Source organism: Acidiphilium sp. C61 (assembly GCF_905116885.1).
GTDB lineage: Bacteria > Pseudomonadota > Alphaproteobacteria > Acetobacterales > Acetobacteraceae > Acidiphilium.
Window position 1 is genome coordinate 625,889 of sequence record NZ_CAJHNI010000005.1, and the last position, 12,233, is coordinate 638,121.

14 protein-coding genes are annotated in these 12,233 nt (G+C 66.5%); 11 read left to right on the forward strand and 3 right to left on the reverse strand.

Annotated features, from left to right (window positions below):
- Nucleotides 1–12: 12 nt before the first annotated feature.
- On the forward strand, nt 13–738 hold the full coding sequence (locus tag HUW10_RS05710; protein WP_174502625.1) for a 2OG-Fe dioxygenase family protein: 726 nt from the start codon (nt 13–15) through the stop codon (nt 736–738).
- A 124-nt stretch (nt 739–862) separates the two neighbouring features.
- Here HUW10_RS05710 and HUW10_RS05715 read toward each other — a convergent pair whose 3' ends face one another.
- Nucleotides 863–1,870 (reverse strand): cysteine synthase A, encoded by a 1,008-nt coding sequence (locus HUW10_RS05715; protein WP_174502626.1) that lies wholly within the window; start codon nt 1,868–1,870, stop codon nt 863–865.
- A 93-nt stretch (nt 1,871–1,963) separates the two neighbouring features.
- On the opposite strand from HUW10_RS05715, the gene HUW10_RS05720 reads away from it, so the two are divergent.
- The 4 genes from HUW10_RS05720 to radC all read left to right on the forward strand — a co-directional run bounded on the left by HUW10_RS05720 (nt 1,964) and on the right by radC (nt 5,337).
- Complete coding sequence (locus HUW10_RS05720) at nt 1,964–2,374, forward strand: rhodanese-like domain-containing protein (RefSeq protein ID WP_174502627.1); 411 nt, start codon at nt 1,964–1,966, stop codon at nt 2,372–2,374.
- Between the two features lie 81 nt (nt 2,375–2,455).
- Entirely contained in the window at nt 2,456–3,685 is a 1,230-nt protein-coding gene (locus HUW10_RS05725) for an MFS transporter (RefSeq protein WP_174502628.1), read from the forward strand.
- Between the two features lie 43 nt (nt 3,686–3,728).
- On the forward strand, nt 3,729–4,514 hold the full coding sequence (map, locus tag HUW10_RS05730; RefSeq protein ID WP_174502629.1) for a type I methionyl aminopeptidase: 786 nt from the start codon (nt 3,729–3,731) through the stop codon (nt 4,512–4,514).
- A gap of 76 nt (nt 4,515–4,590) precedes the next feature.
- Nucleotides 4,591–5,337 (forward strand): DNA repair protein RadC, encoded by a 747-nt coding sequence (radC, locus tag HUW10_RS05735; protein WP_371808617.1) that lies wholly within the window; start codon nt 4,591–4,593, stop codon nt 5,335–5,337.
- On the opposite strand, the gene HUW10_RS05740 is transcribed toward radC, so the two are convergent.
- Nucleotides 5,332–6,105, reverse strand: a complete 774-nt coding sequence (locus tag HUW10_RS05740; RefSeq protein WP_174502630.1) for a methyltransferase domain-containing protein — start codon at nt 6,103–6,105, stop codon at nt 5,332–5,334. The two genes, radC and HUW10_RS05740, sit on opposite strands and share 6 nt — an antisense overlap.
- 45 nt (nt 6,106–6,150) lie before the next feature.
- On the opposite strand from HUW10_RS05740, the gene HUW10_RS05745 reads away from it, so the two are divergent.
- The 5 genes from HUW10_RS05745 to HUW10_RS05765 all read left to right on the forward strand — a co-directional run bounded on the left by HUW10_RS05745 (nt 6,151) and on the right by HUW10_RS05765 (nt 9,048).
- Nucleotides 6,151–6,876 (forward strand): ComF family protein, encoded by a 726-nt coding sequence (locus tag HUW10_RS05745; RefSeq protein WP_174502631.1) that lies wholly within the window; start codon nt 6,151–6,153, stop codon nt 6,874–6,876.
- A gap of 262 nt (nt 6,877–7,138) precedes the next feature.
- Complete coding sequence (grxC, locus tag HUW10_RS05750; RefSeq protein WP_174502632.1) at nt 7,139–7,396, forward strand: glutaredoxin 3; 258 nt, start codon at nt 7,139–7,141, stop codon at nt 7,394–7,396.
- Complete coding sequence (locus HUW10_RS05755; protein WP_174502633.1) at nt 7,393–7,851, forward strand: DUF1178 family protein; 459 nt, start codon at nt 7,393–7,395, stop codon at nt 7,849–7,851. Before grxC ends, HUW10_RS05755 begins: the two co-directional genes overlap by 4 nt.
- Nucleotides 7,852–7,869: 18 nt before the next feature.
- Nucleotides 7,870–8,412, forward strand: a complete 543-nt coding sequence (locus HUW10_RS05760; protein ID WP_174502634.1) for a gamma carbonic anhydrase family protein — start codon at nt 7,870–7,872, stop codon at nt 8,410–8,412.
- Between the two features lie 30 nt (nt 8,413–8,442).
- Complete coding sequence (locus HUW10_RS05765; protein WP_174502635.1) at nt 8,443–9,048, forward strand: hypothetical protein; 606 nt, start codon at nt 8,443–8,445, stop codon at nt 9,046–9,048.
- A gap of 130 nt (nt 9,049–9,178) precedes the next feature.
- On the opposite strand, the gene HUW10_RS05770 is transcribed toward HUW10_RS05765, so the two are convergent.
- On the reverse strand, nt 9,179–10,603 hold the full coding sequence (locus HUW10_RS05770; protein ID WP_174502636.1) for a short-chain fatty acyl-CoA regulator family protein: 1,425 nt from the start codon (nt 10,601–10,603) through the stop codon (nt 9,179–9,181).
- Between the two features lie 216 nt (nt 10,604–10,819).
- On the opposite strand from HUW10_RS05770, the gene aceA reads away from it, so the two are divergent.
- Nucleotides 10,820–12,205 carry an isocitrate lyase gene (aceA, locus tag HUW10_RS05775; RefSeq protein WP_174502637.1) on the forward strand — a complete coding sequence of 462 codons (1,386 nt, stop codon included), beginning with the start codon at nt 10,820–10,822 and terminating at the stop codon, nt 12,203–12,205.
- The last annotated feature ends 28 nt before the right edge of the window (nt 12,206–12,233 follow it).

Sequence of the window (12,233 nt, forward strand, 5' to 3'; positions counted from 1 at the left end):
TATTTCTGGCATATGGATCCTGTTGGCACCCGCAGTGAACTCGGCCTGAACCTCGCCGCCGAAGGCTTTGCCTTTCTGCCGGGGGTTGCCCTTGACCGGATGCTCCCCGCCGAGGCCATTGCCCCTGCCGCGTGGGAGGCCTTCGCGTCGAGCTGGGACGCAATGCCGATTGATCAATACATGGCTGATGGCGGCCGCTACCGCCGCCGCCGCTTCGGCGTGTTCACCGCGGTGCCGGACCAGCCCATCCGCCGCGCCGCGCATCAGCCGCATTTCCAGACCCGCGAATACAACGCCCTGAATGGCGGGGTGGAGCGCTGGTTCGAGCCGATCCCCGACATCATCGCCAATGGCGACACGTTTCAGGCCCTGCTCGGCTTCACCCGATCCCTCTTCGAGGAACGAACGGGCAGCATCGCCTGGCATATCGAGGCGCACCAATTCAGGATCGAGGCGAATCCCGATGGCGCCGGCCTGCCCACGCCGGAGGGCATGCACCGCGACGGCGTGGATTTCGTTCTGGTCCTGATGGTCCGCCGCGAAAACATCGAGCAGGGCACCACAACGATCCACGACCTGCACGGCAACGATCTCGGCAGCTTCACCCTGACGGCAGCGCGAGATGCGGCCCTGGTTGACGACCAGCGGGTGTTTCACGGCGTGACGCCGGTCATCCCGCTCGACCCTGCGCGGGCCGCTTTCCGCGACGTGCTGGTCCTGACCTACCGAAGGGTCTGATCCGCCGCCTCACGCAATTGCGGCGTGCGATCTGGCGGGCCGGTCATCGCCGGTTTCCTGCCCGCATGGGGCGCTGCGTGAAGCCCCCTGCGGTTCAGCCAGCCAGCAAGACGTCAATCGTCGTTCAGGTGATCCAGGGCGGTGTCGGCAGATTTTTGCTCCGCAGGAATTCCGGGTTGAAGAGCTTCGACTGATAGCGCGATGCACCATCGCACAGGATGGTGACGATCGTATGGCCCGGTCCCATCTCGCGGGCAACGCGAATTGCCGCGGCGACGTTGATCCCGGCGGAACCGCCGATGGAAAGCCCCTCATGGATCATCAGGTCGTAAACCTGTTCAAGCATCTCCGTATCGGGCACGCGCACCGCATCATCGATCGGCGCGCCTTCCAGATTGGCGGTGACCCGGCCCTGGCCGATCCCCTCGGAAATCGACGAGCCTTCCGCCACGATCTCGCCGGTCTTGATCCATGAATGCAGCGCGCTGCCCTCGGGATCGGCGAGGACGATCCGCACGGCCGGATCATGCGCCTTCAGCGCCATGGCGACGCCGGCCAGCGTACCGCCGGTACCGCAAGCACAGGTGAAGGCATCGATTCGTCCCCCGGTCTGCGCCCAGATTTCCGGCCCCGTCGTGCGACGATGGCCCTCGCGATTGGCGGTGTTGTCGAACTGGTTTGCCCAGCAGCCGCCCACCTCCTCGGCGATGCGCCGCGAGACGTGCACGTAATTGCCCGGATCGCGATAGGGCTTTGCCGGCACGAGGCGCAGATCGGCGCCGATCATCTGCAGGAAGTCCTTCTTCTCCTGGCTCTGCGTCTCCGGCATCACGACGATGCTGCGATAGCCGCGGGCATTGGCGACCAGCGTTAGCCCAATTCCGGTATTGCCGGCAGTTCCCTCGACGATAATACCCGGCTTGCCCGGCGTGAGCAGGCCGCGCGCCTCGGCATCCTCGATGATCGCGAGCGCCGCTCGATCCTTTACCGACCCGCCCGGATTCATGAATTCGGCCTTGCCGAGAATCTCGCACCCGGTCGCCTCCGAGGCGCGGCGCAGCCGGATCAGGGGCGTATTGCCAATGGCGCCGACAAATCCGTCGGCGATCGAGGTCGCTGCTTGCAGTGTCACGCTGTTCTGTCTCCCGTGTAACCGTCTTGCATCAGATCCGGCCGTCGGACAACAATGCCGCAACGCTATAACCGTGATGATCCGGAGGAAGATATGGTTGACGATGTGGCTCCGAAACAGGTGTGGGAAGCGCTGATGAGCAACCCGGATGCCATGCTGTGCGACGTGCGGACCAGCGCGGAATGGACCTTTGTCGGCCTTCCTGACCTGTCCCAGGCCGGCAAGCAGATCGTGCCGATCGAGTTGCAGAGCTTTCCGAGCATGCAGCACAACCCGCGTTTCCTCGACGAGATGCGGGGCGCCGGGCTGCGGCCGGAGCACCATGTGTATTTCATCTGCCGCAGCGGCGGGCGCAGCATGGCTGCCGCACGCATCGCGCAGGAGCACGGTTTCCCGCATGTCTACAACGTGCGGGACGGGTTCGAGGGCCCGCACGACCAGCGCGGCCATCGCGGCCTCGTCGCCGGCTGGAAACATGACGGGCTGCCCTGGGTGCAGAAATAGGCGCCGCTCCACCCCGGCAAGGAGGCTGACCTGCGCGGGACGGGCTGGAAAACCGTCCTGCCCTGCCGGCATTCAGGACGGATGAAGGACCCAACACCGCCGGCAGCCGCCCCGTCCCGCATCAGCCGAGGTACGCCCGCGTTTCGCCGGACCACGCTCGCGATGTTCGCCGCCGGCTTCGCGACCTTCGCCCTGATGTATTGCGTCCAGCCCCTGCTGCCGGTCTTCGCGACGGATTTCCACGTCCGCCCGGTCGCCGCGAGCCTCGCGCTCTCCCTGACCACCCTCACCCTCGCCGGCTCGCTTCTCGTCGCCAGCGCGCTCTCGGAAGCCTGGGGGCGCAAGCCGATGATGGCGACCTCAGTGATCGGCGCCGCGCTGCTGACCCTCATTTCGGCAGCCATCCCGCATTGGGGGGATTTTCTCGCGCTGCGGGCGCTGATCGGCCTCGTGCTGTCGGGCCTGCCCGCCGTCGCCATGGCCTACCTAGCGGAGGAGATCGAGCCGAGATCGATGGGTCTCGCCATGGGACTCTATGTCGGCGGCAGCGGTTTCGGCGGCATGAGCGGGCGCCTGATCGCCGGCATTCTCGCCGATGCCGCCGGGTGGCGCGCCGCCCTTGCCGGCATCGGCGCGATCGGCCTCGCCTCCGGCCTGCTGTTCATGGCGAGCCTGCCCGCCTCGCGCCATTTCATCCGCCGGCCGCTATCGATCGGCGCCCTCGCGCGGAGCTACGCAGCGCATCTCGCGGACCCGGCGCTGCGCCTGCTCTATGCCGAGGGGTTCCTGTTCATGGGCGGCTTCGTGACGGTGTACAACTACATCACCTTCCGCCTGCTCGCACCGCCATTCAGCATGTCGCAGGCCGCGGTCGGCACGATCTTCACGGTCTATCTCGTCGGCGTCGGCGGTTCCGCCTGGAGCGGGCAGCTTGCCGGGCAGATCGGCAGGGCGCGCATGCTGCCGGCAGCGATCGCGCTCGAACTGGCCGGCGCGCTGCTGACCCTCTCCGGCGCGCTCTGGCTGGTCGTTCTCGGCATCGCCCTCGTCACGCTCGGGTTTTTCGCCAGCCACGCCACGGCGAGCGCCTGGGTCGGAGCGGTTGCCCGCGGCGCGCGGGCGCAGGCGGCGGCGCTCTATCTTTTTCTGTACTATCTCGGCTCCAGCTTCGCGGGCTCGCTGGGCGGCGTCGCGTGGAGCGGTGCGGGCTGGAACGGCGTTGTGGCGATGATCGCGGCAATGCTTGTTGCCGGTCTCGCGCTGTCGGTCCGGCTGGCCACCTTGCCATTGCGCCGCACGGAAGTCATTTAACAGCGATGAAACTCAAAGCGGTCAACCCGGCGGAGTGCAGCTGATGGACAGCGGATCCGAACAGCGGCAGATCACGATCCACAAACCCGAGGATTTCGCGCCCATGCGCGCGGCCGGCGGGCTTGCGGCCGAAGTGCTCGACATGGTCGGCGCGCATGTCCATCCCGGCATCTCGACGGGTGAGATCGACCGGATCTGCCACGATTACATCGTTGCCCGTGGCGCCATCCCGGCACCGCTGAACTATCGCGGCTTCCCGAAATCGACCTGCATCTCGATCAACCATGTCGTCTGCCACGGCATCCCCGGCGACCGGGTGCTGATGGATGGGGATATCCTCAATATCGACATCACCGTGATTCTTGATGGCTGGCACGGCGATTCGAGCCGGATGTACATCGCCGGCACGGCGCCGACCAAGGCCCGCCGCCTGATCGACGTCACTTACAACTCCCTGCTGGAAGGCATCCGCGTGGCCAGGCCCGGCGCGCATTTCGGCGATATCGGCCATGCCATCCAGACCTATGTCGAGGCGCAACGTTTCTCGGTGGTGCGGGATTTCTGCGGCCACGGCATCGGCCGCCGGTTCCACGAGCCGCCGAACGTGCTGCATTTCGGCCGCAAGGGCGACGGCCCCGAATTGCGGCCCGGCATGTTCTTCACCATCGAGCCCATGGTCAATGCGGGACGCCCGGAAGTGAAGGTGCTCGACGATGGCTGGACCGCCGTCACGCGGGACCGCAGCCTGTCAGCGCAGTTCGAGCACATGATCGGCATCACCGAAACCGGATGCGAGGTGTTCACCCTTGCCGCCGGCGAGACGATCTGACCGGCAGGGCGGAAAGCGGCTTTTCAAGGACATTCGAATATGACAATCTCCGGTTGTGATTCCCTCTGGAGATTCGTTGCGCGAACCGGCCGCCCAGCCGGATCTTCTGCAGGATGAGGTCTCCTCACGGCACGGGGAACCAAACCCCGGTGCCCACGGCGCGGCCGGCCACCGTTCACGGCTGCGGGCGCGCCTGCTGAAAGCAGGACCGGACGCGCTGGCGGACCATGAAATCCTCGAAATGCTGCTGTTTCTTGCCGTCCCCCGGCGGGATACCAAGCCGGTGGCGAAGGAACTCATCCGGCATTTCGGCTCCTGCGCGGGCGCCATCGCCGCACCGGCCGAGGCGCTGCGCGGTGTCGAGGGGCTGGGCGAGGCCGGTGCCGCCGCTCTCAAGCTCGTCCAGGCCGCAGCGCTCCGCCTCACCAGGGCGGAAATCACCTACCGGCCGGTCCTGAACCACTGGGACAGGCTGATCGAATACCTCACCGCCGTCCTCTCCCGTGAAAAGACCGAACAGGTCCGCGTGCTGTTTCTCGATCAGCGCAACCGGTTGATCGCCGACGAGGTGCTCGCGCACGGCACGGTGAACCATGCCCCGGTCTATCCGCGGGAAATGATGCGCCGGGCGCTCGAACTGCATGCAACGGCGCTCATCCTCGTGCATAACCACCCGAGCGGCGATCCCACCCCGTCAGAAGAGGACGTGGCGATGACCCGAGAGATCAAGCAGGCGGCGGCGACACTTTCGGTCGTGCTGCACGACCACCTGATCATCGGCAACGGAAGGTGGATCAGCCTGAAGCGGCTCGGCCTGTTATGATCCCCAGCCGGTGATCACGCCCATGGGCCATTCGAGCCGCAGCCGGCCATCGGCATCCGCGATTGCCGCCAGCGCCATCGGAAACAGCGCGCGCGGCGGGCAGCGGCGCGAACGGTCGCGCAGCGCGTTGGTCTCCCCGGCATCCCTGAGATCGCGAAGCAGGTCGAGCGGGGCGGCGTATTCGAGACGCACGGTTTCCCGCTCGGCAACCGGCAGGGCGAACCCCGCCCGCTGCATCAGCCCGGCAGCATCGGCGAGCGTGGTGAAGGGCGAGATCCGCGGCGAAGCCCCCGCGGCGAGACGGTCCTCCGCATCGATCAGGGCGGCCCGCAAGTCCCCGAGCGTGCCGAGCAAAGGAAGGCTAGCGATGAACAGCCCTTCCCGGCTCAGCGCGCGGCGCAGCTGGATCAGCGCCCCTGGCAGATCGTTCACCCAGTGCAGCGAAAGATGCGCGACGATGAGGTCGAAACACCCCTCGCCAAAGGGGAGATATTCCGGATCGGCGGCAACCCCGCCGCTCCCGGCCAGCAGCGCCGGGGCGACATCGGCAGTGATCACCTCCAGCCCGCGCGCCGCCAGCAGCGGAGCCACGGCGCCGCGCCCGCCGAAATCGAGTGCCCGGCGAAACCGGCGCCCGGTATCGTCCAGCCGGTCGAGCACCCGCACCGCAAGCTCGTCGAGCACCGGCCTGACCCGCGCGAGGCGGTGCGCCGCGCGGCTGCGGTGCATGGCAACGGCCCTGCGGTCGAAGATATCGATATCGCTCATGCCCCCGCTTGTGCCGCTTTTGCGCCAGCCGGCAAAGAGCCGCCGATGCTGAGGCAGTTCGCCCGCGCGACGCTTGATCTCCTGCTGCCACCGCATTGCCTCGCCTGCGACGAGGAGGTGTCGGCCGAGGGCGTATTTTGTACGTCCTGCTTCGGCGCGGCGCGGTTCATCACCGGCCCGGTCTGCGGCAAGTGCGGGCTGCCGCTCGAAGACCCGGCCCCGCTCTGCACCGGGTGCGACTGGGCGCCGCCGGCGTTCCGCGCCGCGCGGGCCGCGCTGGTCTACAACGATGCCGCCCGACGGCTGATCCTGCCCTTCAAATATGCCGACCGGCCGGAGCGCGCCGCGGGACTGGCACGGCTTCTGCTCCGTCCCGGCGCCCCCCTGCTCGCCCGCGCCGATCTGCTGGTGCCGGTGCCGCTGCACCGCACCCGGCTCGCGCGGCGGGGCTACAACCAGGCGGGATTGCTGGCCCGCGCGCTCGGCCGGATGACCGGGCGGGACACGCTGATCGACGGTCTGGTCCGCCTGCGGGCGACGCCGCCGCTCTCCGAACTCGACCAGTTCGGCCGGGAGCAGGCGATGAAGAACGCGATCGGCGTGCGCAAAGGAAGGGCGGCGCAGTTCGCTGGGCGCACGGTGCTGCTGATCGACGACATCCTCACAACCGGGGCCAGCGCATCGGCCTGTGCCGAGGCGCTGCTCGCCGCAGGTGCTGCGGCGGTGGATGTGCTGGCCCTCGCCCGCGTTGCAACGCAGGACGGCGAGTAAAGTCGTTTTCGATCCTTCCGGATCGACGGCATTGCTCTATAATATTGATAATAAAATATATTTTACCGATCGGGTGATGGTACCCCACCTCAAGCCGCTGTAGAGCATCTTTATCCGATCAGCTGATCGGATAAAGATGCTCTAGTTATCAACAAGATAGAGCACGACATCCGATCCTGATGGATCCGAACGTGCTCTAAGACTTCCGCAACCGTCTTGCGATAAACTCCGTCTTGCGTATGTGAAGGATCGGAGACAACACATGCCGAAAATCGAAATCTACACCCAGGCCTTCTGTCCCTATTGCAGCCGCGCGGTAAGCCTTCTGCGCCAGAAGGGATTTGCCTTCACCGAGATCGACGCACCTCGCGGTTCCGCCGCGCGCCGCGAAGCTATCGAGCGATCCGGCGGCGGCACCACCGTGCCGCAGATCTTCATCGACGACCGGCCGATCGGCGGTTGCGACAATCTGGTCGAACTGGAGCGGACCGGCCGGCTCGATCCGCTGCTTTCGGCATGATCCACTATCAGCTGCGCTGCGGCTGCGGCCATGAATTCGATGGCTGGTTCGCGAGCAGCGAGAGTTTCGACCGCCAGGCAAAGCGCCGCCTGCTGAACTGCCCGCGCTGTGGCGGGGACGATGTCGGCCGTGCATTGATGGCCCCGCGGATCGGCAAGGCCGTGGCTGCCGAAACCGCCCCCGCACAGCCGCCGGCGAAGGCGACGCAATCGACCGCCGTCGCTGGCCGCATGCCGGACGAGCTCCGTGCTACGCTGGCCAGCTTGCGGCGCGAGGTCGAGGCGCGATGCGATTTCGTGGGGGATGAGTTCGCCGCCGAGGCGCGCCGCATCCACCATGGCGAGGCACCGGCCCGCGGCATCTACGGCGCGGCGACCGAGGCTGAATCCGAAGCGCTGGCGGACGAGGGGATCGCATTTGCGAAAATTCCCTGGGTGCCGCTCGCAGACAGCTGAACCGGGAGAGAAAGCCCCATGCGCCACGATCAGCCGGCCCTCTTTGAGCTCGACGGCATACGCCCGGAGATCGACCCGGATGCCTGGGTGGCTCCCGGCGCTGTCCTGATCGGCGCCGTGCGGATCGCTGCCGGGGCGAATATCTGGTTCAACTGCACCCTGCGCGCTGACAATAACGACATTACGGTCGGGCCACGCACCAACATCCAGGATGGCACGGTCGTCCACGTCAATGCCGGCGAGCGCTTCGCCGCGCGAATCGGCGCGGATGTCACCATCGGTCATGCCGCCGTCATCCATGCCTGTACACTTGAGGACCGAGCCTTCGTCGCGATGGGCGCCGTGGTGCTGGATGGTGCCGTGATCGAGGAGGGCGGCGTCCTCGCGGCGCATTCCCTGCTCGCCCCCGGCAAACGAATCGGCCGCAACGAGCTATGGATGGGGTCGCCGGCCCGCTTCGTTCGTATCATGTCCGATGAGGAGCGCGGCCGTTTCGACCAGACCGCTCCGCATTACGTCGAACTGGCCGAGCGGTTCCGCAAGGGACTGCGCCCGGCCTGATCGGGCTCGCGCCATTGTCGAGGCACCGTCATGAACCAGACTCTCCGCTCGCCCCACACGTTCCGCTCCGCTCTTGCCCTCGCGCTGCTCGGCCTGAGCCTTGCCGGCTGCGCGCTGGTCACACCACCGCCATCGACAGGATATCTGCCTGCAAATGCGTTCGATGGCCGGGTGACCGGCGAAGACCCCGCGATCGCCGCAACCAACGAGGCGCGCTGGGCCTTCTCGCATCCCGCGGCGATGCAGGGGCGACCGGCCGAAATGGCGCTCGCCGCCGCCTCGCTCGATGCGATGGCGGGCCAGTTCTCCACGGTCGGCCGCTGGCTCGGCATGAACAACCTCACGAAGCTCCAGATGCTGCACGCCCGCAAGGTCGTGCGGGCAGAACTGGGGATCCGGCCTGACACCCCCTCGCAGACAGTGATCGACGCGCTGGTCACGATCAGCCTCGACCTCCGCCATGGCGACCGCAAGGCGGCCCTCGCCGCCGCGAATGGTTCGGAATTCACCCTTCCGCCGCGCCGCACGCTCGCGATTCTCGCGCATTTCCCAGCCACTCCCGTCGCCGAACGAGCAACCGCGGCCGCCAGCCGCGATCTCTATCCGGGCGGATCGCCGCCATTTTTCACCCGCTGAACCGCGACTGCGGAAATTTCCGGAAACATCGCGGGCGCAGGCTCGCGGCAAGATGTCGGCACGGCTCCGGGCGTAAGAGGGGATAGAACGCCAAACGGCCAGGAACCGTCTGTTAACCCTTGTTCTGTGTCTATGTCCCTGCCCCGGACGTCCGGCTTCCGCCCCCGGCCGGCTCGAAACGATAGGGGCTGGCGCTGGTGGTCGATACGTCGAGCGACAGGCGGTGGGCCAGTGGCGGAAAGGCGCGCGAGCGGCAGTCTGGCCGGTCGCAGAGCCGGCATGACAGCCCGATCCCGACCGCTGCCCGGTCGAGATCGATCCCGTCGGCATAAACCACCTCACCGGCCCGGCCGATATCGCATCCCATCGCCACCACCCGCGTTGGCGGCGGCTCGCCCCAATGCGCCGGCGATGAGGTGATGGTGCGCGCGAAGCACAGATAGGTGACGCCATCAGGCAGCTGCGCCACCTGCACCCGCACGCTGCCGGGCGTGGCGAAGGCCGAATGTACGATCCAGCGCGGGCAGTTGCCGCCATAGCGGGCGAAGGGAAATCCCGCCGCCGAAAACCGCTTCGAGACATTCCCCGCCGGATCGACCCGCAGGAAAAAGAACGGCACCCCGCGCGCCCCCTGGCGTTGCAGCGCGGAAAGCCGGTGGCAGGCCTGTTCAAACGAAACGCCGAAGCGCATCGCCAGATGCTCGACATCGTGACGCAGCTCCGACGCCGCCCCCAGAAACGGCGCATAGGGCATCAGCACCGCACCGGCGAAATAGTTGATCAAGCCGATCCGCAGCAATTCGCCCGCATCGCGGGTGGTGAGCGTGGCGCGCCGGACGATCTCCTCGATCAGCTCGCGCGCCTCGATCAGGCCAAGCTGGAAGGCCATCTGAAAGCCCCTGCTCTCCCGCGGCAGCGTTTCGGACAGCACGAGCTGCCGCCGCGCCGGGTCGAAGACCCGCAGCGCCCCCGGCAGCGGCGCGACGGACACGACGAGCCCGTGCTTGTGCCGGAGCCGCTCCGCGAGCGCATGGTTCATGCCCAGCGTTGCCGCCGGCAATTCCGCTCCCAGCGCCTCGGCCGCCGCCTCGAGCTCGGGGAAATGATTTGCATGTTCATGAAAGAAATCCCGCACTTCCTCGTTCGGCAGCAGGATTTTCCGCCCCGAGGGCAGCGTGATGCCGCCGGTCTCTTCCCGCACCGCCTGATACGCGCGGTAAAGCCCCAGCACGGCCTGCGCCGCCGCCGGTGCCGAGGCGGCAATGAGCTGGGCTTCCGAGTCCGGCACCTGCTCGCTACCGATCAGCGGGTCGGCGAACGCCTCGCGCAGCGCCTGTTCCATCTGCCGTTCATCAGAGCCTGACAACGCCGCCAGATCCACTTGCAGCGTTTCGGTCAGCTTGATCAGCAGCGCCGCGGTAATGCCCCGCTGATCATGCTCGATGAGGTTGAGATAGGACGTCGAAATCCCGAGCCGCGCCGCAAGTTTCTGCTGCGTCAGCCCCTGTTCCTGACGCAGGCGGCGGACGATGCGGCCAATCAGCGGCTTGGACATGCGGGCACTCCATGACAACGGGCGATATTTTTCATGTTTTACATATTGTAAAACTTTACAGTCAATACCGCCACCTCTTTCATCATTTTATGCCATTTTCGCCGGTGACTTTCGCGCGTGCAGCGTAAATAATTCACCTACGGACGCTACCGGACTGCAAGATCACGGCGCCCTCAGACGCCGCCACAACATGCCGAAAGGCGCAAAGGAGAGACCATGTCGAACTTCCCCTCCCCGACCCATTCCCCCGAAGGCCTGCCGGGCGGTCTCTCCGTAGCGCCCGACCGGTTCGATGGCATCCGCCGCGACTACACCCAGGCTGAAGTCGATAAACTCGCGGGCTCCTTCCGCGTGCGCCACACCCTCGCCGAGATGGGCGCCAATCGCCTGTGGCACCTGCTGAAGACCGAGCCCTACGTGAACACGCTCGGTGCCCTCACCGGCAATCAGGCGATGCAGCAGGTCAAGGCCGGCCTGAAGGCCATCTATCTCTCCGGCTGGCAGGTCGCCGCCGATGCAAACCTTTCGGGCGAAATGTATCCCGACCAGTCGCTCTACCCGGTGAACTCGGTGCCGATGGTGGTCCGGCGCATCAATTCCGCGCTGCGCCGCGCCGACCAGATCGCCCGGATGGAAGGCGACACGTCGCAACACTGGATGGCGCCGATCATTGCCGATGCCGAGGCCGGATTCGGTGGCGCGCTGAACGCCTATGAGCTGATGAAGGCCATGATCGAGGCCGGCGCCGCGGGCGTGCATTTCGAGGACCAGCTCGCCTCCGAAAAGAAGTGCGGCCATCTCGGCGGCAAGGTTCTGGTCCCGATCGCCCAGCATATCCGCACCCTGACCGCCGCCCGCCTCGCCGCCGATGTCGAAGGTGTGCCGACCGTGCTGCTCTGCCGCACCGACAGCCACGCCGCCCAGTTGCTGACCGCCGATGTCGACGAGCGCGACCGCCCCTTCATCAGCGGCGAGCGTACGGCCGAGGGTTTCTACCGCATCAAGCCGGGCATTGGCGTCGAATACGCGATCGCCCGCTCCCTCGCTTACGCCCCCTATGCCGACCTGCTCTGGTGGGAAACCTCCGAGCCGAACCTTGAGGAGGCCCGCCAGTTCGCCGAGGCGATCCACAAGCAGTTCCCCGGCAAGATGCTCGCCTATAACTGCTCACCGAGCTTCAACTGGCGCAAGAAGCTCTCCCCGGAGAAGATCGAGAGCTTCCAGCGCGAGATCGGCGCGATGGGCTACAAGTTCCAGTTTGTCACCCTCGCCGGCTTCCACTCGCTGAACTACTCGATGTTCCAACTCGCCAAGGGCTACGCCGAGCGCGGCATGGGTGCCTATTCGGAACTGCAGCAGGCAGAGTTCGCCGCCGAGAAGGATGGCTACACCGCCACACGGCACCAGCGCGAAGTCGGCACCTCCTATTTCGACGCGGTGGCGATGGCGGTCAGCGCCGGCAAGGCCTCGACCACGGCCATGGCGGGCAGCACCGAGACCGAGCAATTCCACGATCAGGACGATGAAGCGGGCCATTACCACGATCATGACGATGGCCTGGTGCATCACCACAGCTGGGCGGTCAGTTCCCCCGACCGCTGAACCTTTCCCCCGTGGTGCCGGCGCCAGC

Bases quoted from the DNA above. Each gene is read 5' to 3' on its own strand.
- HUW10_RS05740 (WP_174502630.1), bottom strand. From the start codon at position 6,105: ATGAGCGATATCGATATCTTCGACCGCAGGGCCGTTGCCATGCACCGC.
- grxC (WP_174502632.1), top strand. From the start codon at position 7,139: ATGCCGAAAATCGAAATCTACACCCAGGCCTTCTGTCCCTATTGCAGC.
- HUW10_RS05725 (WP_174502628.1), top strand. From the start codon at position 2,456: ATGAAGGACCCAACACCGCCGGCAGCCGCCCCGTCCCGCATCAGCCGA.
- HUW10_RS05745 (WP_174502631.1), top strand. From the start codon at position 6,151: ATGCTGAGGCAGTTCGCCCGCGCGACGCTTGATCTCCTGCTGCCACCG.
- HUW10_RS05755 (WP_174502633.1), top strand. From the start codon at position 7,393: ATGATCCACTATCAGCTGCGCTGCGGCTGCGGCCATGAATTCGATGGC.
- map (WP_174502629.1), top strand. From the start codon at position 3,729: ATGGACAGCGGATCCGAACAGCGGCAGATCACGATCCACAAACCCGAG.
- HUW10_RS05765 (WP_174502635.1), top strand. From the start codon at position 8,443: ATGAACCAGACTCTCCGCTCGCCCCACACGTTCCGCTCCGCTCTTGCC.
- HUW10_RS05760 (WP_174502634.1), top strand. From the start codon at position 7,870: ATGCGCCACGATCAGCCGGCCCTCTTTGAGCTCGACGGCATACGCCCG.
- HUW10_RS05710 (WP_174502625.1), top strand. From the start codon at position 13: ATGGATCCTGTTGGCACCCGCAGTGAACTCGGCCTGAACCTCGCCGCC.
- HUW10_RS05770 (WP_174502636.1), bottom strand. From the start codon at position 10,603: ATGTCCAAGCCGCTGATTGGCCGCATCGTCCGCCGCCTGCGTCAGGAA.
- HUW10_RS05720 (WP_174502627.1), top strand. From the start codon at position 1,964: ATGGTTGACGATGTGGCTCCGAAACAGGTGTGGGAAGCGCTGATGAGC.
- aceA (WP_174502637.1), top strand. From the start codon at position 10,820: ATGTCGAACTTCCCCTCCCCGACCCATTCCCCCGAAGGCCTGCCGGGC.